This window comes from Novipirellula caenicola (assembly GCF_039545035.1).
GTDB lineage: Bacteria > Planctomycetota > Planctomycetia > Pirellulales > Pirellulaceae > Novipirellula > Novipirellula caenicola.
In genome coordinates, this window is record NZ_BAABRO010000025.1 from 38,856 (window position 1) to 65,518 (window position 26,663).

Consider the following 26,663-nt stretch of genomic DNA (forward strand, 5'->3'; position numbering starts at 1 on the left):
ACCTATTCGTCCCCGTAGCGGAAGTCGTCAAGACTTTCGTCGCGTTCACACGACTTATTCGTAGCGGAAGTCGTCAAGACTTTCGTCGTGCGTCAAAATTTTCGTTGGATTCGCCGGTCGACCCGAAAACTCGCGCAACCGATCCCCCTACACCTATCCCCACTCCCTTCACGTTGATTGCAATCGCGGTTTGACTCATGCAAACGATTCGCTCCTTTATCGCCATTCCGTTGTCGCTGCAGGTCGGACGCAACGCGGCTCGCTTGATCGAGGCGTTGTCGGTTCCCGGCGATGGCATTCGCTGGGTCCCCAAAGACAATCTGCATCTGACGCTGAAGTTCCTCGGGGAAGTCGACAATGTCGAAGTCCCGCAGGTCTGTAAGATCATCCGCAATGTCACTCAAGACTTCGAACCCTTTGATCTCGACTTTGCCGGCGCCGGTGGCTTCCCGAACCTCGATCGGCCCCGCGTGTTGTGCGTCCACATCGATGACCCCACCAATTCACTCAGCCAAATGGTGGCAAGACTCGAGACCGAGCTGGCCGAGATCGGATTCAAACCGGAGCCTCGCGACTATGTTCCTCACCTGACCTTGGGGCGAACCAAGGGAGGGTCACGTCGCGCCAGCGGCGACGTGCTCGAGCGTGTCAAAGCCCACGCCGAGATGCGATTGGGCCAGATGAACGTCGACACGGTCGAATTGATCGCCAGCTTTCTCGAGAAACAGGGGCCGAGCTACCAAGTCATGGACACGATCGACTTGGGGGAGTAGCGACGTCGCTAGGACCATGCCACCGACATTTCGACTACCCATCTTTGCGTAGTTTATATTCCAGTGTTTCGCGAAGGGTTAGTCACGAAGTGACGACATGCAATAGCCACGGACGCCAGTCCGTGGTTTGGGAAACCAAAGTAAAGCAAGTCGCAACGCGACGACAGGAAACACGGACATGCACGAGAATGAATTACTGGGAATCCGCACCTGCCGGAGTTATCGCGACTAAGAATCGCAACAACACTTGTACAGCCTTGATTTCCACGCGATACCGAATTCTTTGCAGCCCAGCACAAGTTTCCCTTCGCGCGTTTAAGAGTCTTAGTGACTCCGCTGCATGTCGTGGATCTGATGTTATCTAGATCACCGTGGCTCGATTGGTCGCCCGGCGGTCCAAATTATTAGTGGAAGGGTAAATTATGTTTGAATTTCTAGGCTATAGTCTTGGCAGATTGGAGGATGTTGAGCTTGCGAAGACGGAAGCGGCCATCCGTGATCATGTCACTAAGCGGGATAAGCTCAAAAAGGCCAGCTTCACAATGAGCAACGCGTCTCCAATCTATCGTGTCGAGATCCCGCCTTGCACGCCAGTTTGGCCGGATGTGTGGAAGAGCGACAAGGGGATCCCAATTGACCGAAATTTGCAGATTCCTTTTTCAATTGAGAAATTTGCTTCGTTGCTTCCGCTGGTGCAAAGCCATCCAGAAAAACTTGAAGTGTCCGTAACAATTCTCTGGCCACGGCACGGCGCATTTCACTTTCAATTGCCGCTCGAATCGATCCACGAGAGGAGGTATATCGGATATAGATTAGGTATAAATCCGCACCCCAGGAATCGACATGCCGATTTATTTAAAATGCTGAAGTGCATGTTTGGTGGAGTATCAAAACTATGGGCGGTGGAAGATAACTTCAACATCACGTCGACCAAGTGCAATTTTCTTAATAAATTTACGGATACTCGCAATGGAAGAATCAGCTGTAGCAATGGCATGCGGACCCCTGATTGGGCGAGTACCATGTCGTATTTCAACATTGAAGACTTTCAATTTGCTTCGCAGCTGGCTGAGGAAACAGCGAAAGTACTTGTCGACTGCATGGGTAAACCAAAATGCATTGAAGTGAAAGTTGCATCATTCGTTGAGGAGGCCGCCAGCGCTGCCGAGTTTTGTCAAACACTCGCGCCGAAATGGTACACGGGATTTCACCCGAACCCCAACAAGAAGTTCGATCCATTCAAGCATCCAGGACACAGTGAAGGAACTCTGATTTACCCGGTTGCCTGGAACGAGAACCGCGCCAACGAGATCGACATGGAGGACTTAATGGATATCTATACTGCCGTTGAGCATCACCCGGATGGGTCGCGATTGTTGCTGGCGACCAATCATGACGACGCATGGCTGAAGAAAACCGTCACCGAAGTGGGCTACGGTGATCAATTCGAATTGCTTGGCGATGAGACGAAATACGCGGACAGTAAAGCACTCGTGAAAAACATTAAAGCACTCGCAAAGGTGAATTCATGAACTACCCTACAGTCAGATTGCCAAAAAACGCTTCGCTTGATGTCGCCTACGAATAAGCGGTTGCCAAATTTGAATCCGCGGATTTGTACGTTCATCGTCACGATACGTTTAGCTCGCTTGGTGGCGTTGGGAAAATCTTTTCATGCCACGAGGACGGACGCAACGATTCGTTTATTGTTCACGCTGGACCTTGGACCGACGACGCCATCGAGGCGATCATGCGTGAAGAGGAGTCGCTGTTGGAGACGCAAGGATTTATGGGATGTACGGGAGTGCAGATCATCGCAACCCATCCACTGCCTGCTCGGATGAGAGTGCTTGCGAACATTGGAAGCTCGTGAGATCGTAAGACTGATCGATCGCAAGACTGTTCGAGCGGATGGAGCACCGACGCCGCTAGCAAGCTTGAACGCAACAGCCCGTGAGCGTCCTATCGGCCAACCATTTTTGCGTGTGCCAATACAGTGAGGGACTCGTTGCCTCGTCCACTACGGTGTGCCAATACTGCACAGGACTCGTTGCCTCGTCCACTACGAAGGGGCTATTGGCTGATCTCAAACGGGATGCTCGCCTGGCCGTACTTCTTGCCTTCGACGTCCTCCATCGTTAGCTGCAAACGATAATTCCCTGCGGGCAATTGCTTGGGTAGATGCATTTGGTAGGCGATGAAGTAGTCTCGCAGGTAGTTGCTGGAGGTCTGTTGGTCGGCGGGCAGCAATTGGCTGGCGACCTTTTGATTGTTGGCATCCAGGATGTCATAGCTGCCTTGCAGATGCGTTTGAAAACCGTCGTCGATTTTGCGGGCAATGAAGTTTTCGACTTCGCAATACAAAATGACTTGCTGGCCTGATTGGAAGCGGTTGCTCGGAAATGGTTTGATCTGGCCGTAAGCCAAGATTTCGGTGCAAAACGCCAACGAGCGAACTTCCAGCGAATCGGTCGCGGCGGCCAAGTACTTGGTCGCTTCACGCAGTTGCGGCAGCGCCGAACTGAAGCGTCGACTTTGTACCGGGTGTCCGTCGGGATCGACCATCGTCCACAACCCAAGCAGTTGATGACGCAAGTATTCTTGTTCTTTGTCCGTCATCCCCTCGATTTTTTCGACCGCTTTGTCGGGATTTCCTGCTAACACCATCAGGTGCCGCGCGGTGATGATCCGTCGTGCCTTCTCGGCTTCGGATTCACCAGGCGTCGCCGATGCGACTCGTTTTAACAGCGTCTCGTACAACAATTGGTCAGAGATTTCGTCGACGTTCGGCGACGCGGAGCCGGTCGCGGTCGCTGCAGGAGTTTGCATCGACGCGGTGGCGACCTGCGGTGGATCTTGACTCGAAGCCGTTGCCGAAACCGGTTTGACGGATCCTGGTGCGTCCGTTGCCGGTGACTTGGCAGCGTCCGAGATCGATTGAACAATCGCTTCTTCTAAGCCGTCCTGCTGCGATGATTGAGAGGCCGATGCCGATTGAGCCACCGAGCTTGGGCTTTTCGATTCGGGTTTGTTTTCGTTTGCGTAAGTGATCACGACTGCGGATGCGTCAGGTGAATCGTGGTCCGATTTGTTCGACTCCGCCGAATGGCTGGCAAGCCGGTTGACCGGTTCGCTGGCAGGTTCATTTTTGACTGCAGGCAACTCGTGTTCTTGTTTCAGCGATTCACGGATCGCCTTGTCCAGGCTGCCTGGTTGCGACGTCGATTCGGCGCTGCGCGATAAGACGGCGACCAATTGGCGAAGCGCTTGCTCTTTCACCTCAGGCGATGTGTTGGCAAACGCCTCCATCAATTCATCGTCCGACATCGGCGATTTGTCGTCGTGTTGTTTGGATCCGCTTGGTGCAGAGTCCGCGGGTGATCGCTTGGCTACCGAATGAGTGTCATCCGAATTGGGTTTGGTTTGCGGTTTTGCACGCGAGTAAGCCGACTCGGTATTGCCCGAGCGACGCTCGGTTGTTGCCGGATCGATGCTTCGCGATCGATTGCTCGCGATCGCTTTCGAAGTCGCCGGATCGGTGTCCCGTGGGGCTTGGTGTGGTGTGGCCTCGTTTGCGTCGGCGGCATTGGTTCGTGATAGATCCGACCCTGCTCGCGGCTTGGTTGATGCCAATCGTTGACGTGGTGATTCGACCTCGGGTAAGTCCATCGAATCATGTTGAGTGATCTTGAAGATGTTCCCGGCAGGCATTTGCGAACGACATCCCGAAACCCCAATCGCCGTTGCGATCAGTGAGAACGAAATCCATTTCGATGAGCGAGAGAGCATCGGGGCCTCGCGAGGGTTCTTGAACTATGACGGTCTGTTCGCGACGGATCCTTCCGAAGCGAAACAAGCATTCTTGGCATCGACAGTCATCGACCCTACAAAAAATAACCACCCAACGACAACTGCAAACCGATGCGATTTCCAACCTCAATTGCTAGCAATTGTTTTAAGAGGGCTTCGGCGGGCGGTGACTCGGGGTTATCAACTTCAAGTAACGCTCGCAATAAAAGCCACAATTGGTCAAGCGTTGATGGCGTTGGGAGGCGACTTGATAGAGCGAGGCCTCAATTGGGGAATGGCTGCAACACGCTGGGGAATTGCCAGATCGCGTTTTGTCCCAATTCGCCCCCGGTTTGAGCCAAGTACAAAAAGTAGACGTAATATCCCACTGCGATACCCAACGCTGCGATGTTGCTCCACCGCCATACCCTTGTACTCCACTTCAATCGTGCGGGCGGTCGTGTCGTGGCGTGGTGGTAGGCTCGGCCGACCAAGATGCGGGCGGGGATCATGGTGACCAGGAACACCGCCATCAAATCCCAGCGAAAATTGTGAGGCGGCAAGGCGTTTTTGACGAGAGCGATGTACAGCAGCGTCAACACCGAACAGGCCATCAAAAATGCAGTCGACATCGACCAACACAAAGGCGTGCGAGCGGCTAACTCGTAGACCGTCCGTATTTCGAACATTGCCCCGAACCGTCGCTCGGCGGCAACATGGGCCATCAAAAACGGCAACCCCATCAACGTCACCGTCAACGTTAAACATCCGGCCGCAAAACCGAACCATTGCCAGCGGATCGTCACATCGTCGAGCAAGGTGAATAAGAGCGTGGGGATGGCGAGCCAAAGGTAGGCCGCAGCGTACGCCAGGATGCCCAGTCGCAATAACCGAAGCAACGAGATGGCCGCAACGAACTCGTTGATTTGCCGAGTGGCTTGCTGCCAAAACCGAACGCGATAATGGCGGTCGAGTTGTTGCCGGATCGTTTGAAGCGGACGCAGGAATTGCCACCATCGGCCGCCACCGGCAATCGCCAAAGCCAAGTGTGCTGCGATCACGACACTTGTGATTGCCAGCATGAATGCAACGAGCCAATCGTTGGCACTTCCCGGAGACAAAACGTGAATGTCGCGGTGCAGCGCCGCAAGCAACTCGATCGGCAGCAACCACAGCACGACCGCCAACACGATGATCCCGAGTCGCAGCGTCAGTGGCAGCCCCCAAGACGCGCTGCGGAACTTTCCGGTCCTCGCAACTTGCCCCTGGATTTCCATCAGACAGCCAAGCACGTAGACGTTGACGATCGGAATCGTGGCACCGATCGCAAGCAGCACGACGCCGCAAAGGATCGCAACACAAGATCGAACCAACCATGCGATCGCCGCCAAGGGACGACTGCGAAGCGAAGGCATCGGGGGGAAATGTTCAAGTTCGCTACGCGTAATGACCAGAGGTCTCGTGCCGGAGCGACTTCGTCTCGTGCCGGAGGTCTCTTCCGACCCGTCGATCGTCGCGTCTGGGGCAAAGTCGTTCAGGAGAGGAAGAGACATAAAAAGCCGACTCGCGTAACGGAGTGAGAGGCATCCAGGCAGAGTGACAACCAACAAGTTTAAACCATCCCAGCAGGGCCAAGTTCCGCTGTGCCCAGCCGATTGGTTCTTCGCCCTACCGAAGGCTTCTGCGCAAAAAGGTTGTGGTATCCGCAAAACTGCGAGATATTCATGGTGGTCCACCCAAGAACATTCGTACGATGACGAATCCTCTTGGGTAACGCGAACCATTTCGGCGAAACAAATTTATCTCGATACTGTTCCATCATCGTGGTCCCAAGAACAAATCAGACGTGGACGAAGAGGAATTTTTGGAAGACGTTCATGCTGTGGGATCGTTAGCGAGATCCACGACCCAAAAAACAATCTGGATGCAGCACTCGGCTGCTCGGTGAATTCTCCTGATGCGAAGTCAACAATCCCTTTGGCCAACGATGATCGTGATGATCGCGATCGTCGGCATGGTTGGCTGGAAAGCCGTGTCGCCAGGGGTGATGACGCTGCCCAAGCGTGCTTCGGTCAGCGACGACACCACGACAGTGGATCGTATCGATGCGTTGCTGGAAAAACAGTGGCAGGATTCGTCGATCCGCCCTGCGGAGGCGGCGGGCGATTTGCAAGTGCTAAGACGTCTCACGCTGGCGCTAGTCGGAAGTTCACCATCGCTTGAAGAGGTTCGCGAATTTGAGGCTGATGCATCGCCCGATCGGTTGGATCGATGGACGACGCGATTGATTAACGATTCGCGTTTCAGCGAATACTTTGCCGCCCGTTTGGGCGACGCCTTTATCGATCCGGTTTCCGAGGAATTGAAGCCGCCGCAGCGCGAACGTTTCCGACGATGGTTAGGTGAATCGATCCAGCACGGGACCGGTTACGACAAAATCGCCAGTTCGATGATCGCCGGGCGTGGCGTGTTTGCGGACCATCCCGCGACCACGTTTGTTGCCTCTGAATTGGCGATTGGTGATCTCGCAGCCGAGCGGTTAGCGGCCCGCACATCACGTGCCTTCTTAGGACAGCGGATCGATTGTGCCCAGTGTCACGATCATCCTTTTGCGGCATGGGAGCAATCACAATTTGAAGGCCTCGCCGCCTATTTCGGCGACGTCCAATTTCAACGCAACCGCGTCCAAGATACGCGGCCGCGTCCGTTTGTCATTCAGGACGACCGAGCCGAACAGTCGCGATCCGTCGCTGCCGAATTGCCCTTTGACGCCTTCATGGCCTCGGACCACAGGCATCAGCGTGAGTCATTAGCCAGCTGGGTTATCCACCCTGAGAATCGTCGCTTTCGCCGAGCGATCGCCAACCGAGTTTGGGGATTGATGCTAGGACGACCGTTCATCTCGCCGGTCGACGATCTGCCGGACCCCAGCACGTCAAACGATCCCAATGATTTGGATGTTTTGGACATCTTGGCCGATGACTTGCTCGATCACGGTGACGATTTGAGACGCTTGATCCACGTGATTGTCAAAACGCGTCCCTTCGGCCTCGCGTCGACTCACCCTGGCCTTGGCGACCAAGTGACTGCCGATCAGTTAGAAGCGTCGTGGGCGGTTTTCCCGCTGACTGAACTTGGTCCGCACCAGATGATTCGGTCGATGCAGCAAGCGTCGTCGCTCACCACCCTTCGACCCGACGAATTGAACCCGGTAGCCGCGTTTCAGCGTTGGCAACGCCAATCACGTTTTGTCACCGAGTATGGCGTTGCGGGCGATGCCGAAGATGCCCAAGCGAGTACGATCCCGCACACGGTCCAGCGACTCAGCGGCAACGAAACTCGCCAACAAAGCAAGGCGACGCTGTTCTCGGCAGTGGGCCGGATCGCAGCGATCAGCGGCACCGCCGAAGCATGTTTGGATCACTGCTATTTAGCCTGTTTGACGCGGCTTCCGTCGGCCGAGGAAAAGACGCATTTCTTGCCGGAGCTCGAGGGCAATCGAAAGCAGCGGTCTCGAGCATGCGAAGACATTTATTGGGCATTGTTTAACTCGGCCGAGTTTTGTTGGAATCATTAAAGCCATGGCATCACCGCGACCTCTCAATCGACGCGATCTGATTCACTGGGCCACCGGGCTAGGCGTCTCGTTTGCATTGCCAGGCATGGATTTGCGGGCGGCCGAACGACGTGGGACCGAGCGACCGCGATCGCTGATCACGCTGTGGTTATCCGGTGGACCGAGTCAATTGGAGACATGGGATCCGCACCCGACAACTCGGATCGGTGGCCCCACAGGGGCGATTTCGACGTCGCTTCCCGAGGTACAAATTGCCAGCTCGTTTCCGAGGCTAGCGGACCAGATGCATCACTTGTCAGTGATCCGTTCGCTGGTTTCGAAGGAGGGCGACCACGACCGCGCCTCGTATTTGGTCAAGACCGGATTTCGTCCCGATCCGACGCTTCGTCATCCGTCAGTCGGCGCGATTGTTGCCCACGCGTTGCCCTATGAACCGCTGGAAATCCCGCCGGTCATTTCGCTGGGCTACGACAATCACCTTTCGCGGGGCGGTTTTTTAGGCGGCCGCTTTGACGCGTTGCGAGTGCGAGAGCCAGGGTCATCGAATGACAATTTGAGGGCTTGGTTGGCGGCGCCGCGTCAACAACGGCGGTTGTCGCACTTGGACGTGGTCGCCCAGGCCTTCTCGCGCGGACGCGAATCGGTCGTGGATCGCACCATGCACTCGGAAAACGTCGATGCCGCGTTGACGATGATGACGTCGGATCAACTCAAGGCTTTTGAACTAAGTGAGGAATCGGCATCGACGTTGGCGAATTACGGTGATTCGAACTTTGGTCGAGGCTGTTTAGTGGCGCGTCGATTGGTCCAACAAGGGGTGCGAGCGATCGAGGTGACGTTACAAAACTTTGACACTCACAGCGATAACTTTGCCCAGCACCGTGAACTTGCGGCCGTGCTCGACCCCGCGTTTGCGGCATTGATGAAGGATTTGCACGAGCGAGACCTGCTGAGTTCGACCGTGGTGTTGTGTTTGGGTGAGTTCGGCCGCACGCCGAAGATCAACGGAGCGGACGGACGCGATCATTGGCCCCACGGATTCTCATGTTTGCTCGGCGGTGGCGGGTTGCGAAGCGGCGTGCGGATCGGAGCGACTGACCCCAGCGGAGAACGCGAGAGCCCCGAGGACCCGACCACGGTGGCGGATCTGTACGCCACCGTACTGAAAGGGCTTGGCGTTGATCCGTCGCACGAAATCGACACCTCGATCGGCCGTCCAATCCGCTACAGCGACGGCACCCCGATCACCCGTTTGTTGGCATAGGTGGCGGTGGTTTGTCGTTGCCGCACCGGCGGCGGTGCAGCGGCTTGTCGCGGAGCGACAGTTTTCTTCACCCTCCCAGCTTGCGTCGGGAAGGTCGGAAGTCGAGCCTTCAGCGAGATTTCCGCACAAGGGTTGGTGACTCTGAACTGGTACGTTCCACTGCTAACACCGCGAGGTCCCACCCATAACGTCGCTCCGCCCCTTGGGTTGAAAACCCTAGGCTATCGCGAAAAGTGCCTCCGGCACAAAATCGCCAGCGTGAGCGACTCGTCCCACGCGTTACCCGTTGCCTTGCGGCCCACGTCTCACTCACTCTCTTCGGCGTCGTAGGCTTCGATCTCGAAGGGGTTCTCGCGGTAGCCATCGCGACCACGTAGGAACAGGATCGCTGAAAACAGCAGGTACATCGGCACAAACAGGGGACCCCAGCGTTCGTATTGACGCACATGGACGCGTTCATGCAGTCGCGTGCTGGCGAGCGCCGCTTGGTTTTGTCCGAACACGACATGCCCGAACGTCAACGCTTGGGCGGGCACGATCATGCGGCGGAGCAGCCAGGCGATTCGAGGCCCGTGGATCTCGATCACACCGTCGACTCGTTGGAACCGGCCGCCCAGGATCAACCCGATCGCGATACCGATGATCGTGTAGGGGGACGCCCATAGATAGGCGGCCATTTGAATTGCGTTTGGCACAAGCGACCTTGGGAAACCGAAAACAGCCTGGAAAGCGGCCTACGGATTGTACCGCAGTCGTCCTCCAGGCTGTGATTTGTGATTGTCGTTGATCGCTCGAAACGAGCCGTTTGCTGCTGTCGTAGCTGCGCTCGCCAGAGCGTGGATTTCCACCGTCTGGCAACGTCAGCTACGTTTAAATCGAAACGCTGAGCAATCCAGGACCTTCATTCCTTTTCCGCTCGGTCCGTGGCGGATTAGATGTCCGCAATCTCGTCTTCGAGTTCATCTTCGAGGTTGCCTTCGGTGTCGCAATAGTCGCTGACTTGTTCGTCAAGTTGCAACTCTTCGCGTTGGTCGGCGTTCAGTTTGACGTAGCCGAGAGCACGAATGACTTCCAGAACTTCGCTGCAAGTAGGAAACATTCGACCGGCCGTTCGTTTGTAATCGTCCATCGCTTGCATGAATTCGATTTCTTGTTCGCTGTAATCGCGTTCGCAAGTGGTGGGATCGATGTGGCGGCGACGTTGCGTTTTGCGACGTGGCTTGGCCATCACATTGGTATCGACAGCGTCCGGATTGCCATTTCGTCGCTCGTTTCGCTTGTTGCGACGATCAAGAGTGAGGATGTTCTTATCTTCCGCTGGATTGGCAGTGACGGTTTTGGTCATGGCAGTGATGTCCCGTTTTGGTTGGAAGAGTCTTGTGGGTTGCAACAGTGGCGAGTTGTTGCAAAGACTCTCGTAACAGCGATGGTATGTGGTGGGCCAAAAAAACGTAGCACACCACTTGAGTAAAATTCGCTGTTTTCGGGTACTTTTCCGATTAGAAAAGCAGTGCCGCCTGGGAAACCCGTCCGCTTGTAACGGTGGTACCGGTTGCGCTGAAGGATCGGCCCGCTTTGGGGGCTTTCGCACTGCGGCACTTCGCAAACAATCCGATACCGGCGTCCTCACCTGGCACTGCTACCCGGCACTGTCACTTGGCACTGTCACTCGGCTCGCCGCCGCGGTTACGCCTCGTCGATGGCGGTTCGCAACTCACCGACAAACTCAGTGACCTTCTTGACGGCGTCTTCGCTGCCGTTGGATTCAGCGATGCGGCGGACGATTGCCGATCCCACAATCAATCCGTCAGCGACGGGGGCCAATGTCGCTGCCGTTTCTGGGCCGCTGATTCCGAAACCGATACAGATCGGCAGGTCGGTTTCGCCCCGCAACCACTGGACGCTCTCTTGCAGATCCGGCGGCAACTTGGCTCGTTCGCCCGTGATCCCGGTGACCGAGACGTAATACAGGAACCCGGACGACGAATTGGCGATTCGTACCTGTCGTTCTTTGGGGGTGGTCGGGGTGACCAGTTGGATCAGGTTGAAATCGGCGTCCTTGCACACCTTCGAGAACGCTTCGGCTTCTTCGACCAACAGATCCGGAACGATCGCGCCGGCATAACCTGCTTCGATCGCTTTTTTGACATAGGCCTCGGTACCGACGCGATGGATGATCGAATAGCTGACCATCGTCACGCGAGGCATCGCGACGTCCGGGGACAGTCGTTTGCCGAGGTCAAACACGCTCTGCAGGCGGAATCCTTGATCCAGCGCGCGTTGGTAGGACGCTTGGATCACAGGGCCATCGGCGATCGGGTCACTATACGGCACTCCGACTTCGCACAGATCCGCTCCGGCAGCCGAAAGGTTGCGAATCACCGCTTCGGTCGTCTCGATCGACGGGTCGCCGGCGGTGATGAACGGCATCAAAGCTTTCTTTTGGGATGCACGCAGCTGAGTAAAAAGTTGGTCAATCGCAGACATAGATTTGTGCAGAGAACGAGGAATCAGGGGATGGCAAGTTATACGTTAGACGCCGCAATTTTCCTACAACCGGTTTCGATCGCGGTGGAAATCATCAACATCTGAAACAACTGTCCCAACGTGAACGTGTCGATATGGGGCAAGTCAAATGTGGTCGTGCGGTAACCCCGTTGATGCACCGCTTCGCACGAGGTGGCAATCATGTCTGCCAACAATTGCGGGATCGTCGCGATCGTTTGGTCACCGAGCGGGGCTGGTGGATCGTCCTCATGCGTGAACCTTGACGACCGCAGCGGGTCCATTCGCCACTTGGCGGTCGACCAGTGGTGGATCACGGGGCGGGGGGCGGGAAGCGACGAGGCAGCGGGCGATGGAGAAGCACTGGGTAACGATTCAGAATGGGGCAACGATTCAGGGTGGGGCAACGATGCGGACGATTCCAATTGACGAAGCAGTCCGCTGGGGTGGGAAACCATCGTGCTGGCAAGCGGTTCGTCGACGATTTGGGTGTACCAATGAGCCACCGAGGCGAGGGCTTCGGTCCATAGACAGATGATCCGCGTCGTGGGGGCCGATCCCCGGCTGGCGGCCACGTACTGCATCACCCAATTCTCGTGGGGAGCAGCGGTTTGAAAGTGTTCGTTCATCGCCACCGCTCCCTCGAGCAGCTTCATGCAATCCAACGCCAACATCGCCGCCGGCATCAATCCGGCGGCCGTGAAAATACTATGAGATTCAGCGATCTGAGTCGGATGGTCGTAAATTTCGCGGCATCCATTGGCCAGTGCAAATTGACGAAGCGGACCCGAAGGGCCTGTGATCGGGATCAGATAATCGCCCAGTGATTCGCCAGGCGAGCGTGCCAGCGAGGATTTCAGTGCCGACAGGAAATGCGGCAGGATGACAGACGTTTCGCGAGTCTGGCCGCTCGGATCGACCACGACGAGGGCCCAGCGTGTTTCGGGAGCGGTTTCACCGTAGCCGCCACTGCGAAGCCGGTTGAGAAGTGCCCCGATCGAGTCACTGTCCAGATGATTGCCGACAAAATACATTCTCGGTCGGCTGCCGCGGCCGGCCCGACACAGCTCGTTGTGGTAGGGGTCACAGCAGGCGTCTCGCAGCGCGATCGGGCCCGCGGTCACCGCGTCGGACCCCAACACGACAACCGCATCGATTTTGTCGGGAACCGAGTTGGCAATTTTGAAGATACGGCCGACTTCGGATTCCTCGCGAACCGCCGCGTAATCCGCCAATTGTTGGGCGGGTAGCCGAAAAAACGGCATTTCCTGGATTTCCGGGCGGAGTGAATCGGCTTGACGCAGTGTTTTCCCGTACTGTGATTCGTCGTGCCCCAAATCGGCAGCCAAGGCGCGGGATGCGTCAAAACGCAGAAGACTCATACGGGATCAATCAGAAAAAAAGTAGCGAGGGATAGCGAGTGGATGGGAAGTGTCATTTTGGCGATCACCGAGATGACGGTCACGGTAGATTACCCGACCTCGCCAGAACTTCGAAGCGGACACGAGGTTCCGAATTTCGTTCGGGTTGGCTAAAACGAGAGGGATTCACCCTGCGTCTATCAAAATGCGTCTATCGAAAACCACCTTTCTGAATAAGCGAGAGAGCCTTGACCGAAGTTCGCCGAAAACCTGTTGTTTTGATCGTCCGCGATGGATGGGGCGAAAATCCGCACCCCGAATGGAATCACGCCAACGCAGTTCATCTGGCAAAGACCCCGGTTGCCGATGAGTTGATGGCCAAATACCCCAACGTCCTGATCCACACCTCGGGCGAGGACGTCGGGCTGCCCGCCGGCGTGATGGGCAACAGCGAAGTGGGGCACCAAAACATTGGTGCGGGCCGAATCGTGGACCAAGAAGTGATGCGGATCACCCGTGCGATTCGTGACGAATCGTTTTTCAGCAACGAAGTGCTGCTTGGATCGATCGAGCACGTCAAGAAAACCGGCGGCACGCTGCATCTGCTCGGATTGATGTCCGACGGACGCGTGCACAGCGATTTGGATCACGCGATCGCCATCGTCGAATTGGTTCGGCGATCGGGACTCGATCCCGAAAAATTTGCCGTTCATGCGATCACCGATGGACGCGACACCTCGCCAACCGGAGGCAAGGCGTATGTCGAAAAAATCGAAGCGGCGATGAAGGAAAAAGGCGTCGGCCATATCGCGACCGTGATCGGACGCTTCTATGCGATGGACCGCGATCTGCGTTGGGAACGGGTTCAAGCGACCTACGACATGATGACCAAAGGCGCGGACAATACAGCCGAATCCGCTGTCGAAGCGATTCAGCGTTATTACGATCACCCCATTGAATCGAGCCGCACGGGTGACGAATTCATCTCGGCCACCTCGATCCTGCACAACGGCAAACCGACGCTGGTGAAAGACGGAGATGCCGTCATCTTCTTTAACTATCGCGGTGACCGAACTCGCGAAATCACCAAGGCGTTCACGTTGGACGATGACGCGTGGAAGAACATCGAAGGAGGCGGTTTCGATCGGGGCAGCAAGATCGACAATCTGTACTTTGCGACCATGACCGCGTATCAAACCGGTCTGCCCGTGGAGGTGATTTTCGAAAAGCGAGCCAAAATGCCCAATATTTTGGGTGAGTACGTTGCTTCGCTCGGGCTAAATCAATTCCGTTGTGCGGAAACCGAAAAGTACCCGCACGTCACCTTCTTCTTCAACGATTATCGTGATGAGCCGTTTTCACACGAGGATCGTGAGATGGCGCCGTCCACCCGGACCGTATCCACCTACGATCAAGCTCCGGCAATGTCGGCGCGCGAGATCACCGAAAAGGTGCTCAAAGAGATCGAGTCAGGTGTCGCGGATTTGTTGATCATCAACTATGCCAATGGTGACATGGTCGGTCACACCGGTGTGTTGGAAGCGGCGATCAAGGCGGTCGAAACGGTCGACGAGTGTGTCGGACAAGTCGTCGAAGCGACCTTGAAAAAAGGCGGCTCGTTGATCGTGACCGCCGACCACGGTAATTGCGAACAAATGATTGACCCGGAAACCGGCGGGCCTCACACCGCGCACACGACTTACGATGTGCCGCTGATCGTGGTCGAACCGGGGCTCGAAGGTCGCACTCTGAAGACCGATGGCCGCTTGGCCGATATTGCACCAACCGCGTTGGAATTGCTCGGCGTGCCGATTCCCGCCGAGATGACCGGTGAACCGCTATTGAAGCTGTAAGCTCAACCTGCGATATCCAAAAAATGAAAACGCCGTTTGAATTTCAAACGGCGTTTTTTGTTGAAGCTCAATTGGTTGGGGAATCACTATTCCAGCGATTCGGTTTCCTTCGCGGCACGTGTGCCCAACGCACCCCACACGCCATACGGGCTTTTGGACCCAGCACGAGCATAGCTGGTTCCGGTGCCGGTTCCCGTGGTCGAAACCGAGGCTTTGGTGGCGTCGCCCGCGTCGATCGACTCGGTGATAAATTTGACGGCGCCGTCGGCCATCAACACATGACAGCCGCCTTGGTGACGGCTGGCCGCCGAAAAGACACCTGAAATTCCGCCCGCAGCACTGCTCGAAGCACGTCGGCATGATGGCGAATTCGGAGGCAACATCGTGTTGAATCCGGTGTAGCCGACATGTCCTTCGCCCCAGCGGCGGCCACGCGGATACAGCGTTCCCCCGGCAAAATGTTGAGGATCGTCGGCGGTGATGTGCGATCCTGTTTTGCACAGGTTGGGGAATTTGTGGTAGTCGACGGAACCTTGGTATTGGTTGCTGATCACTTCGCGCTGATCCAACGTCACCGCCATTTCGCCCATCGCGATGGTGTTGCTGGTCCCATCCAAAATGTCACGAAAACGGTACTGGTACCAACGTGCGAAACAGCCACGCTTGGATCCTGGGTCGGCAGCCCCGGTGTAGGTGTTGTTAAAGCGGGTGTGATGTTTCGGAGCTCCGCCAACAAAGCGTCCTGCGTCGCCATAGCAGAATGCGTAGTTCGTTTGCGCCTGGCCCGCATGGACGGCGGGATCGCTCGGGCAGCGAAGCGTTGGCACTTGCGTTCGCAGCGGAGTGTAGACTTTGCCGGCAATGGCCGCGTCATTGGTGCCGGGGGTTGGCCCCATCGCGGGAAATCCGTCGGTGGGATTGCTGAATCGTTCCCACAACGCGGTTTGCTCGAGAAACGGCAGCAACGCGATCAATCCGTTAAGCCGTCGTTGGTTGGTTTCGGCGATCGAGGCGCTGCCGGTGGTGTTTTCGCCGGTTCCGCCGCTTCCCATCGGGAACATCTGGTATGCCGAATGATAGTTATGCAGGGCTAGTCCCAATTGCTTGGTGTTGTTACTGCATTGCATGCGTCGAGCCGCTTCACGTGCGGCCTGGACCGCCGGCAGCAATAGCCCGACGAGGACTCCGATGATGGCGATCACCACCAGTAGTTCGACCAGCGTAAATCCGCGCAGCGGCGATTTGGATCTGGACATCATAAACACTCCGAAACAAAAACAAAAAAAATGCAATCTCAGCAACGTGTGATTGCTACAAGGGAGAACGGTGAATCCGCTGCCGCAACGGCGCAGTGGATCTCGAGGCCGGAAACGAAACCAGGTTCGTCACCGGTCTTTGCAATGTTGAGAAACCAGGATGTTGAGAAATCAGGATGTCAAGAAAGCGAATGGCGGGGGTGTCTTGCTGTCTCGCTAGCATCCCAAACGCGAATCGCGGCGTCTGAGATCAAACTTCGTCTGCGGGGACGTTCTTTGCAGGTGCGGCATCCGGAGCCGCGGTTTCTTCCTCTTGGTTGCTGGCGCCAGGGGGCAGATCGCCGAGTTCGGTATTTCCAGATGATCCGCCGCAACCTGCGATCACGACCGCGAACAGAGCACTCGCAAACAGTGAAGTCAGACGAATTTGCACAGATTTTGACATGGCGGTGAGCAACGCAGAGTTAATTGAAAAAGAAAATTCCAGGCCTGGCATGGTGTTTTCGATTGTCACGCGACAGTCAACGGTTGGGGCAACCCCACCGGTCGCGTGGTGCTACGATGTTAGGAAGGATCATGCCCCTGTGCAAGCGTTCGGTGCTGACTTATCCGCCATACAAGGTCCGCCGTGAATCGCTGAAAAGCCTATAGAGTTGTGTTTTTCGCGTTTTTTTCAAGTTCTAGTTTTTCTATTTTTTTTGCGTCTTGCGTGGTCTATAGGATTTGCGGACACCCCTTGGGGTGGATTAGGATGTGGGGGTACTTCGGCGCCTTACTGGATCGTTAACGTCGTTTCGACGGATCTTATTGCGTGCCGACCTCCGCCGCAGTTCCCCGCCTGCAGATTACCTGCCCGCAGTTCACTGCCCGTTTTCGTCCCCCCGCCAACCTACGTCCCTGCCAACCTTCGTCCGCTAAAGCAAATTCGTCCGCTAGAACAAATTCGCCGCTTGAGAATAGCTGCAATCGGCTGGATTGCCCTCTCGGTTGTTTTGCTACCGTGTGGTGGGATTTGAAACCGCGGGAATTCGAAACAATCGGTTGGGGCTTCGCGTGATTTATCGGAGTCATCTTGATGCATTGGAAATCCAGGTTGCGTGTTTTGACGATGCGACATGGCGTGTGGATGTTACTGACGCTGTGGGGTTGGACCGCCATGGCTCAAGCCAAAGACGAAGCGTCCGCCGATGCCGGCAAGCCGACCCGCGAGTTCACTGAGACGGCACGCTGGGACTTTGGTAGCGAAGAGGTCTCGAATCTGCAGTCGCATGGCAGCGTGTATCGCGATCAATTGGGGCCGCGACCGCCGCAGTTCCCCGATTTTGAGCCCTCCAATTTGTCGGTTCGTTTTGATGGCAGCGGCTCACGCTATTACTTTCCCGATCCAGGCGATCAGAGCGAATTCGATTTCGACAATGGCGACGAGATCACGCTGGAAGCCTGTCTCAAAGTCGGGGCGATCAGTGGCAACCAAAACGTGTACGTGATTGGCAAGGGACGGACCAACGCAAAAGGGTTCGCCCGAGACAACCAGAATTGGGCGTTGCGACTGCGTGAGTTGAACGGAAAGATCTGCATTAGTTTTCTGTTTGCGACGCCGTATCAACCCGGTCAAAGCACCGGCGCGCATTGGCATCGGTGGACCTCGATCGAAGGGCTGAAACCGGCTGACGGATGGCATTCCATCGCCGTGTCGTACCGGTTTGGGGATCCCAGCAGCATCCGCGGTTGGATCGACGGAAAACCGAGCAAGGGACGCTGGGACATGGGCGGCGAAACCAAGCAGTCGCCGGTGATTGACAATGACGCGATTTGGATCGGTTCGTCGATGGGCGGCAGCCCGGGAAACAGTTTCCGCGGCTGGCTCGATTTCGTCGGCATTTATCGAGGCATGTTGACCGACAAGGAAATGGCCAAGCGGTTTCGCACGACGCCGCGTGAAGCGGTCGTGGCAACCGAGCCCGAGATGGAAACGGTGGCCGGGAAAGTGGTCGTGGCATTTGACGAGTCGCCCGATTCTCATCGCGATTGGCCTGAGGATTCGTTCGTCGACCCTGTGTTTAGCAGCGGTTCGCGACCCAAGGTTCCGAATTGGCAGACCGAGCAATTTTTGATCCCGCGACTGCCCTATCGCTACGACACTTGGGGAATTCGCGATACATGGAAAAGTGCCGTGTTGGTGCGTGCGGCCGCCGATGTGCACTTTGCCGCGGGCAAGACCCGTACGCTGATTCGTGCTCGTGGGCTCAGCCGATTATGGGTCGATGGAAACGTGGTCGCCAAGCTTGGACCGATGAGCGGGTCGACCGACGGTCATCAGCCAGTCGATCCGCTTCCCGATCCTCCGGCCCCAGGGATGCGAATCGTCGATTACGGATTAAAGGAAGCGTTCGGCGAAGTCGAATTTGCCAAACCCACCACGGTTCGTGTGGTTTTCGAAACGCTCGTCGGCGGTCCGTCCTTTCGAGCCGAACCGGGGGAAACGATGGTCGCGGTTCAACCACCGGGGACCGAGCACTTTGAATTGCTGCGTCCGTCGAGCGATCCAGGCGACAGGCAAAACCAATGGCCCGCGAATGATTCGTCCGATGCAGTGTTAACCGACGAAAACGTACTGCATCAAATCGCCAAAACCGAAGTGTCGTTACAGCAGTTTGACGATCGCGTTCGTCGTCAAATGGCAAGCAGCCAAGATGACTATTGGGACGAGCGTCATCAGTTTGCCCGGCGTCACGTGGCACCGTCCATTCAACCGGAATCACCGTCGATCGATCGCTTCATCGCAGCGAAAATCGACCGCTCTAAAACGAGTCAACCATCACCCCGCAGTGATGCGCCCCGCAGCAAAACGAATGATGACCATGCGTCGATCGACTTTCAGAAAGAGGTGCTTCCGATCCTCCGTGAAAACTGTTTCCGGTGTCACGGAGAAACCGACGAAGGTGGTTTTAAACTCGACAGTCGCCAGTCGCTTTTGACCGGCGGCGACTCGGCTGAACCTGCGATCGTTGTCGGCGACCCGCATGCCAGCGCATTGATCGCTCGATTGATCACCGATGACGAGGGCGAACGAATGCCACCGTCCAAACCGCTAGCGAAACGCGACATCGATCTGCTGACAAAGTGGGTTTCGCTGGGAGCCCGCTGGGACGAAGCGATTGACCCGGAAGCACTGCAAATGGGCGACCCGGTAGATGACGAAACCTTCTTGAGACGCGTGCATTTGGATACGATCGGGATCCCTCCGAGCGAAGCGGAATCACGTGCCTTTTTGGCGGATCGCGATCCCCACAAACGCTCGCGGGTGATCGATCGATTGCTTCGCGATCCGCGCTGGGCCGATCACTGGATCAGTTACTGGCAAGACGTGTTGGGTGAGAACCCCAATTTGCTAAAGCCGTCGCTGAACAACACCGGCCCCTTTCGTTGGTACTTGTACGAGGCGCTGCGTGATAACAAGCCGATTGACCGGATGGTCACTGAATTGGTGATGTTACGCGGCAGTCAGCGCGAAGGAGGCACCGCAGGTTTTGGGATGGCGGCGGAGAACGACGCGCCATTGGCGTCACGCAGCATCGTGATGGCGTCGGCGTTTCTGGGGATGAATTTGCAGTGTGCTCGTTGTCATGACTCGCCCTACCATGACACCACCCAACGTGACCTGTTCTCGCTTGCCGCGATGATGTCACGAGGCAAAGTAACGGTGCCGGCGACCAGCACGGTGGCGCCGGGGTTCTTTGAAAAGAACTCAGGCCGCGAATCGTTGATCAAGGTCACGCTGAAACCAGGCGAGCCGGTGGTTCCGAAATGGCCTTTTGAGCACTTGGTCAATCTACAAGACACCCCACATGATCTGGCTCAACACCCGGCGGACACGCGAGAGCAGTTGGCCGTTGCGATCACCTCGCCGATGAATCGTAGGTTCGCCGGGGTGATCGTGAACCGGCTTTGGAAACGTTTGATCGGAGCCGGAATCGTTGAACCGGTCGATGATTGGGATTCCACAGCGGCGAGTCATCCGGAGCTGCTCGAGTGGTTAGCCGACGAATTGGTGCGTCATGATTATGACATGAAACATGTCGTTCGATTGATTTTGAACTCGGATCTGTATCAACGCCAAGCGATTGGGAACAACCGATTTGCCGAGCCAAAACATCGCTTTTTTGCGTCGCCCGACCGACGCCGATTGACGGCCGAGCAAGTGGTTGATTCGATGGTCGCATGCTCCGGACGTCCGCTGGATGTCGAAGAATTGTCATTTGATCCCGAGGCACGACGTCCTGCGACGACGATGATTAGCATGGGGACACCGCGGCGTGCTTGGATGTTCGCAACGTTGTCGAACGAACGAGACCGTCCCAGTTTGGCGTTTCCCCGTGCGACGGCGGTTGTCGATGTGTTGGAGGCGTTTGGATGGACAGGATCACGTCAATCGGCGATCAATGAACGTGACGTCGAGCCGAATGTGTTGCAGCCTGGCGCGATCGCCAACGGGGTGTTTGCATCGTGGATCGCCTCGGCATCCAACGCCAGCGAGTTGGCAGAGTTGGCGGTGACACGTCAAAGTCCATCGTCGCTGCTCGATTCGATCTACCTGCGTTTTTTAACGCGACTGCCGACGGAGGCCGAGCGACAGACGTTCGAACCCGTGTTGGCCAACGGTTTCGATTCGCGATTGGTTCCACAGAGTGAACAGAGCGAACCGGTGTATCCGCCGATGTTGGGGCGGGTGTCATGGTCGAACCATTTAGCCGCCGAAGCCAACCGTATCAAAATTGAATTAGAACAACGCGCACGCGAAGGCGATCCGGCGGACCCGCGATTGGTTCCCGAGTGGCGTGAACGGTACGAGGACGTGGTGTGGGCCGTATTCAATTCGCCCGAGTTTGTATGGATTCCGTAATATTGATTTGCTGAGCCAGACGCGTAAGCGGCCTGACTAGGAAAATCATAACCCGCAGCGTAAACGAGCGACCGAGTCAAGACGGATATTCCCTCGCTTTCGCGTCGCGTCGAGATGTTAGTTGCTAGGCGGCCGCATAACTTGGACACCGATGACAGGCTAGGAAGCCTATCCCACATTGGCTGCAAACCTTTCTCTCATTTGAAAAAAGACCATGACGATCGATCGCATCAAACTGAATCGCCGTAACGCAATCTCGTTGGCTGCGAGTGCCGCATGTTTGCCGTCGCTATCGGCCTACGCTGATGATTCGGTCTCACCGATGCCCCGTGGCAAGGCGGAGCATGTGATTTCGATCTGGCTGGGCGGCGGGATGGGGCAAATTGATACCTTTGATCCCAAACGTCGCGGCGATCCGAAAACTAAAAAACCGGGCAGCTACTACGACGCGATTCCCACCGCAGTCCCAGACGTCGAGGTCTGCGAACATATGCCGAGCTTGGCGACGTTGATGGACCGCGTCACGGCCGTTCGCACCGTTCACCACGATGTGATCGATGAACATGCCGCCGCGTCCAATCGCATGCATACCGGGCGGCCGGTCACCGGAACCGTGGTCTATCCGTCACTCGGTTCGATCGTTGCGAATCAGTTAGGCGCCGTCAGCGACGATGCACCCCCTTACGTTTTGATCGGCTATCCGAACGTCTCGCGAGGCCCCGGATTCTTGGGGGCATCGAGTGGTTACTTGTACTTGACCGATACGTCCAAAGGTCCCTCGGGTTTGTCACATCCCTATGGAATCCATGCGGATCGCCAATCCCGTCGCGAGCAGTTTTTGGCGACCACGCGAAGTGCGGCACGTCAGCGTTTTGCAAACGATAAAAAGCTAGTCGATTACGACGATGCACTGTCGCAAACGTTGAAGCTAAGCGGTCCCGAGTTCAATCGCGTGTTTAAATTGCAGGAGGAATCCGATGACCTTCGCAATCGTTATGGCGGCGAGTTTGGCCAGCGATGTTTGTTGGCGCGTCGTTTGGTTGAGCGAGGCGTACGTTTCATCGAAGTCTCGCACAATTTGAACTTCCTAAACGGGACCGGGTGGGATGTTCACAACGCGGGGATTTTGAACCAACACCAACTGATCCAAGAGTTGGATGTGGCGATGTCAACGTTGATCCGTGATCTGGAATCCCGCAAAATGCTCGATAAAACGCTGATCGTGATCACCAGCGAATTCGGTCGTCCGCCTCAATTTGATGGCGGCGGTGGACGAGGGCATCAAGGCAAAACGTTCACCTGTGTGCTGGCTGGCGGCGGTTTGAATCACTGCGGTGCCTACGGTGAAAGCGACGAGTTGTCGCAATCGATCGTCAAGGATCCTGTCAGCGTTCCCGACTTTTTTGCCACCATCCACGCGGCATTAGGCATCGACCCCAGCAAGTATCTGTACGACGGTGATCGCCCCGTTCCGGTCACGGACAACGGAATTCCGATCGCCAAGCTGTTCGCTTAAGCCGGCGTCTACTTTCGCACGAACCGGACGCGGGCCCACGGCCGCACTGCTACCCAACGTGGATGGCACGAGGCAAGACGCCGCACCGTTTCGGCGCGATCCTTTATTTGCGTTCCTGAGTGATCGCGTTGGGTTTGATCACCGCGGAAGATCGAGGCAGCACCGGGGCATCGTTTCGCTGCTGCGGTGGGACAACGACACCACAGCTGACAACGAACTGGATCGCTTCATCGATGGTCAAATCCAAGTCGATTGCTTCGCTGCGTTTCACCGTCACGGTAAATCCGGTCATCGGCATCGGACTGGTGGGCATCAACACGCTGAGCATCGGTTCGCCAGTGGCCAGCGAAATTTCTTTCATGCTATTGCCAGTGACGAAGCCGAGCGACCAGATGCCTTTTCGCGGGTACTCGATGGCCACCACGCGATTGAATTCGATCTCGCGTTCGCTAAAGGCAAAATCGGTCACCTGTTTGACGCTGCCGTAGACCTTGTTGACGATTGGGATTCGCAAGATCGCTGCATCAAACGAGCGAACGAACCAATGCCCCAATCCAAAGGTGAACAAGCGTCCGACAAAGTACAGGATGGTCAGAAAGACGATCAGGAACACAGGAACCACGATCGAGCGTGGCATGTAGACGACTTCGACATAGCGGTGCCAAAACGCATTCGCGCTCGCCGGCGCGGCGGTGTACGGGCCAAAGCGATCGGCGTTTTCATTGACGACTTTGACGACGTACTCGGGCAAGAAGCGTCGACCGGTAGGATCGGGAACGTAACGCTCGCCTTTGTATGAAAATCCATCCAAGCGTCGCGCACCGGTTGCGGTCGCTCCTTGAGGGACTTGAGAGAAGGTCTTGCTGTGGCTAACGCCTTTGACAATTGCCGATCGAATGCTCGATTCAATAGGACCAAGCACGTAGCTTTCAATCGTGCTCCAGGCCCAAATGAGTACCGCAATCGTCAACAGCGGAGGAAGCACGACGCCGAGTCCACGAAGGACGGCACGGCGGAATCCTCCCGCACGAGTCGGCTTGAACGTTTCGATGGTGTCCGATTCAGAGTCAGTGGGATGCATACGGGTCGATAGTTATGGGGGCCGACGCGATCGTCGGGGATAGTTAAGTGGGTTGTAACTGAAATCGTGGCTCCCGCGAACGGGAAAAAACATCGCACGGCGAACGGGGGCATCACTCCGCGCGGACGGCGCGGGCAACCACCCCGACCGTCACTTTGGGGGCTCCGCCCTGATGTAGTACTCCGGACACCTCGTTGGACGTGGCGCCAGTGGTGAAAACATCATCGACCAATAAAATATGCTGATTCGTCAGATCTGGCGACCGGAGCACCCCGTATCGTTTTCGGATTTCGAACGCATCACGAACATTGTCAACGCGTTCTTCGTTCTCTAGCCAAGCCTGTTTTGCGATCTGGCGTGACGCCCGCAGCAGCGGAACACAGGGAATACCAAGTGTCGAAGCAGCGGCAGCCGCGATCGTGCGAACGCCAATCCCGCCGCGTGACCATTGGCGGGTGAAGTACGAGGGGACAAACGTGACCAGCGTCGGCGGGTCGTCGGCCAATTGAACGGCCAGCACGTCGCCCAGTCGCCGGCCGAGTGCGTCGGCCAACGGTGATTGGCTGACGTATTTGGCCGCCACCACCGCGTCACACACCAGCCCGTGGTACCGCCACATCGCCACCACGCGGTCAAATTGGAACGTTTTTTCCTTGCATTGCGGGCATCGCTGCGAACCGGTGGCGTGGGGCTCCGAATCGGCGCCCGCGGTCTCAGGCTCGGCAAATTCCAAGTTTTCGATCAACTCTGCCTGTCGTGCTTGGCGGCCTAGCGGAAATCCACAGTGGCGGCATCCGCTTCTCATTTCGGCCTCGGATACGGTAAGCCCTGATAAACACGATTGGCAAAAGTCATGCTGCGGAAGCACCAGCCGACTGCACAGCCGGCATGCGGGGGGGAAGGCAAGGTCGAGAATCGCGTTTTTCGCAGAAACCGCCCCCGTGCGGACGGCGTCGCCCACGAGACGGAATTTTGTGATCGTTCCGGCCAGCAATGTCGACATTTTGGCATCGCTAAAAGTTTTTAGGAAAATCCATCTTTTTTGATTTTACCCCTGAACCTGTGGTCGATGTCGATGTCTAAGTCATCGTTACCACGGACAAGATCCGAGTGGCCGGGGATTTTCTAACTGGATTTCCCGCCTCGGTGAAGGTATTGTTCAGCTAGGTAATGGTTGGCAGAAAGTTCTGCTGACTCATCGTTCTGTTTTTTTCCTTTGCTCCGCCGCCGCACCTGCAAGGTGCCGGGAGGATTCAAATGCGTATCGAATCGATCACTGCAATCGTCACACGTTTCTTCGTCGTCAACGAAGTCCGTGAGATCCGTAGCGCCGTATCGACCGTCGTCGCGTTTGCCCTCCATTCATGGCTAGGGCGGATGCTTCTGGGGATGTCGTGTTGCACGGGTACCCGCGCGTTGACGTCCACATCCACGTTATCGCTGAGTGAGCTCAGTCTTAACGATTTGATGTGGAATGCCAGCAAACGTGGGCTTAAACCCGGTAATCCGCTAGGCCAAATGCAATTGGCCGTCGCGGCGGATTATCCGGCCCATGCGGCGGATTATCCGGCCGGTATTGGCAGAGGCTAAGCCTCGCGTTGCATACCCGGTCAACGCCCCGATGGAAGTCCACGGCAACGCCGTCGGCATTCGAGGTTTTGACCGCCAAAGCTGGAAACACCTCCGCGTCGTCACGTGTGTCGCCAAATTCCTTGTTGCGAATTTGTTCGATTCACCAAGCGATCCGGCGATTGTTTCCCATGTTTGACTAAGGAAATTTGAGCGTTTTCGTTCTGTTCTTTGATCAAACGCCCCAGAACCGAATCAAACCTTGGCATTGATGCATCCCGGTCCGTGGTCATTTCCACACGACACGGAGGTTGCAGAGCCACAACCACCTTTCCTCTGCGATGAGATTGCATCGCTGCCGTGCGTGGTTGATTTTCGGAAGGACCGAAAACATGAACATCACTGAAAATAGCTTCCTCGACTTAAACACCTCTCTCAGCACGGCGACCGTCGCCGAACTCGTTCTGGCCGTCCAAAACGGTGACCAAGATGCCTTTGGCGAATTGTTCGAGCGATACCGAGGCGGAATCGTCGCCCTGGCAATGCGACGCGTCCGCAACGCTGATGAGGCCGAAGAACTCGCACAGGATGTCTTTATCCAAGCGATGCAAAAGATCGATCAATTGCGAGTGCCCGAGGCGTTCGGGGGTTGGTTGCGACGAATCGTGCATCGCATGGCGATCAATCGTATGACGCGAAACCGAACCGCGATCGCTTGCGATCCCGAAACGCTCGAAGCAACCTGCTTCGCCGTCGGGACGCCCGATTCGTTTGCCGAGGATCGTGAGCAAGCCGCCGTGGTTCGCGACAGCATCGATCGTTTGGGCGATTTGGATCAGCAAACGCTGAAGGCGTTTTACTTGCACAGCAAGTCGTTGATCGAAATGAGTGACGAATTCGACGCTCCCGTCGGAACGATCAAGCGTCGTTTGCACGTCGCCCGAAAGCGACTGCAAAAACAAATGGAAGACGGTGTGCTGCAGGCCGTTTAAACGGACTAACGACCGAGCATCTCCAGGCCGATCGAACGTCGAGCGGCTGGAATCACTTGATAAGTGGTTTCGGCCGCTTTTTTTTTTGAAATGTCCCACGTCGCCAATAACGGACGACTAATCTCCCTTCGCGTTAGCGAAATGGAGGGTCCTGGGACGAATCGACGGCGATCCTCCCTCCGTCCTGCGATAACCCCCGCACTTTGGCTGTTTCTTTTTCGCTT

20 protein-coding genes are annotated in these 26,663 nt (G+C 56.2%); 10 read left to right on the forward strand and 10 right to left on the reverse strand.

Annotated elements, in window-relative coordinates; genetic code table 11:
* Positions 1–197: 197 nt before the first annotated feature.
* The 3 genes from thpR to ABEA92_RS28185 all read left to right on the forward strand — a co-directional run bounded on the left by thpR (position 198) and on the right by ABEA92_RS28185 (position 2,646).
* Complete coding sequence (gene thpR / locus ABEA92_RS28175) at positions 198–773, forward strand: RNA 2',3'-cyclic phosphodiesterase (protein ID WP_345688648.1); 576 nt, start codon at positions 198–200, stop codon at positions 771–773.
* A 422-nt stretch (positions 774–1,195) separates the two neighbouring features.
* Positions 1,196–2,305, forward strand: coding sequence for a hypothetical protein (locus ABEA92_RS28180; protein ID WP_345688650.1), 1,110 nt, complete (start codon positions 1,196–1,198; stop codon positions 2,303–2,305).
* Positions 2,306–2,388: 83 nt separating this feature from the next.
* Positions 2,389–2,646 (forward strand): hypothetical protein, encoded by a 258-nt coding sequence (locus tag ABEA92_RS28185; RefSeq protein WP_345688652.1) that lies wholly within the window; start codon positions 2,389–2,391, stop codon positions 2,644–2,646.
* 200 nt (positions 2,647–2,846) lie between these two features.
* Here ABEA92_RS28185 and ABEA92_RS28190 read toward each other — a convergent pair whose 3' ends face one another.
* Together ABEA92_RS28190 and ABEA92_RS28195 are read right to left on the reverse strand one after the other, a co-directional pair.
* Positions 2,847–4,562: a hypothetical protein gene (locus ABEA92_RS28190; protein ID WP_345688654.1), complete on the reverse strand. Its 1,716-nt coding sequence runs from the start codon at positions 4,560–4,562 to the stop codon at positions 2,847–2,849.
* 284 nt (positions 4,563–4,846) lie between these two features.
* The gene (locus tag ABEA92_RS28195; RefSeq protein ID WP_345688656.1) at positions 4,847–5,977 is read right to left on the reverse strand and encodes a hypothetical protein; all 1,131 of its coding nucleotides are present in this window, start codon (positions 5,975–5,977) and stop codon (positions 4,847–4,849) included.
* A gap of 542 nt (positions 5,978–6,519) precedes the next feature.
* On the opposite strand from ABEA92_RS28195, the gene ABEA92_RS28200 reads away from it, so the two are divergent.
* Both ABEA92_RS28200 and ABEA92_RS28205 read left to right on the forward strand, forming a co-directional pair.
* Positions 6,520–8,139, forward strand: a complete 1,620-nt coding sequence (locus tag ABEA92_RS28200; protein WP_345688658.1) for a DUF1549 domain-containing protein — start codon at positions 6,520–6,522, stop codon at positions 8,137–8,139.
* A 4-nt stretch (positions 8,140–8,143) separates the two neighbouring features.
* Positions 8,144–9,403 (forward strand): DUF1501 domain-containing protein, encoded by a 1,260-nt coding sequence (locus ABEA92_RS28205; RefSeq protein WP_345688660.1) that lies wholly within the window; start codon positions 8,144–8,146, stop codon positions 9,401–9,403.
* Between the two features lie 305 nt (positions 9,404–9,708).
* Here ABEA92_RS28205 and ABEA92_RS28210 read toward each other — a convergent pair whose 3' ends face one another.
* The 4 genes from ABEA92_RS28210 to ABEA92_RS28225 form a co-directional block, all read right to left on the reverse strand.
* A complete protein-coding gene (locus ABEA92_RS28210; RefSeq protein ID WP_425572516.1) occupies positions 9,709–10,080 on the reverse strand; it encodes a hypothetical protein in 372 nt (123 codons plus the stop codon).
* 254 nt (positions 10,081–10,334) lie between these two features.
* Positions 10,335–10,748, reverse strand: coding sequence for a hypothetical protein (locus ABEA92_RS28215; RefSeq protein ID WP_345688664.1), 414 nt, complete (start codon positions 10,746–10,748; stop codon positions 10,335–10,337).
* 341 nt (positions 10,749–11,089) lie between these two features.
* Positions 11,090–11,890: a tryptophan synthase subunit alpha gene (gene trpA, locus ABEA92_RS28220; RefSeq protein WP_345688666.1), complete on the reverse strand. Its 801-nt coding sequence runs from the start codon at positions 11,888–11,890 to the stop codon at positions 11,090–11,092.
* Positions 11,891–11,928: 38 nt separating this feature from the next.
* Entirely contained in the window at positions 11,929–13,290 is a 1,362-nt protein-coding gene (locus ABEA92_RS28225; protein WP_345688667.1) for a hypothetical protein, read from the reverse strand.
* A gap of 227 nt (positions 13,291–13,517) precedes the next feature.
* Here ABEA92_RS28225 and gpmI point away from each other — a divergent pair, with 227 nt between their 5' ends.
* Positions 13,518–15,122 (forward strand): 2,3-bisphosphoglycerate-independent phosphoglycerate mutase, encoded by a 1,605-nt coding sequence (gpmI, locus tag ABEA92_RS28230; RefSeq protein ID WP_345688668.1) that lies wholly within the window; start codon positions 13,518–13,520, stop codon positions 15,120–15,122.
* A gap of 86 nt (positions 15,123–15,208) precedes the next feature.
* Here gpmI and ABEA92_RS28235 read toward each other — a convergent pair whose 3' ends face one another.
* Together ABEA92_RS28235 and ABEA92_RS28240 are read right to left on the reverse strand one after the other, a co-directional pair.
* Positions 15,209–16,381: a DUF1559 family PulG-like putative transporter gene (locus ABEA92_RS28235; protein ID WP_345688669.1), complete on the reverse strand. Its 1,173-nt coding sequence runs from the start codon at positions 16,379–16,381 to the stop codon at positions 15,209–15,211.
* 247 nt (positions 16,382–16,628) lie between these two features.
* The gene (locus ABEA92_RS28240) at positions 16,629–16,823 is read right to left on the reverse strand and encodes a hypothetical protein (RefSeq protein ID WP_345688670.1); all 195 of its coding nucleotides are present in this window, start codon (positions 16,821–16,823) and stop codon (positions 16,629–16,631) included.
* Positions 16,824–17,453: 630 nt separating this feature from the next.
* On the opposite strand from ABEA92_RS28240, the gene ABEA92_RS28245 reads away from it, so the two are divergent.
* Positions 17,454–21,281, forward strand: a complete 3,828-nt coding sequence (locus ABEA92_RS28245; RefSeq protein WP_345688672.1) for a DUF1553 domain-containing protein — start codon at positions 17,454–17,456, stop codon at positions 21,279–21,281.
* Positions 21,282–21,495: 214 nt separating this feature from the next.
* Entirely contained in the window at positions 21,496–22,797 is a 1,302-nt protein-coding gene (locus tag ABEA92_RS28250; RefSeq protein WP_345688674.1) for a DUF1501 domain-containing protein, read from the forward strand.
* A 103-nt stretch (positions 22,798–22,900) separates the two neighbouring features.
* Here ABEA92_RS28250 and ABEA92_RS28255 read toward each other — a convergent pair whose 3' ends face one another.
* Together ABEA92_RS28255 and ABEA92_RS28260 are read right to left on the reverse strand one after the other, a co-directional pair.
* Entirely contained in the window at positions 22,901–23,878 is a 978-nt protein-coding gene (locus ABEA92_RS28255; protein WP_345688675.1) for a DUF502 domain-containing protein, read from the reverse strand.
* A gap of 112 nt (positions 23,879–23,990) precedes the next feature.
* Positions 23,991–24,881: a ComFC family protein gene (locus tag ABEA92_RS28260; RefSeq protein ID WP_345688677.1), complete on the reverse strand. Its 891-nt coding sequence runs from the start codon at positions 24,879–24,881 to the stop codon at positions 23,991–23,993.
* Positions 24,882–25,135: 254 nt separating this feature from the next.
* Between ABEA92_RS28260 and ABEA92_RS28265 the strand changes: the two genes are divergently transcribed.
* On the forward strand, positions 25,136–25,468 hold the full coding sequence (locus tag ABEA92_RS28265) for a hypothetical protein (RefSeq protein ID WP_345688679.1): 333 nt from the start codon (positions 25,136–25,138) through the stop codon (positions 25,466–25,468).
* Positions 25,469–25,839: 371 nt separating this feature from the next.
* Positions 25,840–26,439, forward strand: coding sequence for an RNA polymerase sigma factor (locus ABEA92_RS28270; RefSeq protein ID WP_345688681.1), 600 nt, complete (start codon positions 25,840–25,842; stop codon positions 26,437–26,439).
* Positions 26,440–26,663: the final 224 nt, after the last annotated feature.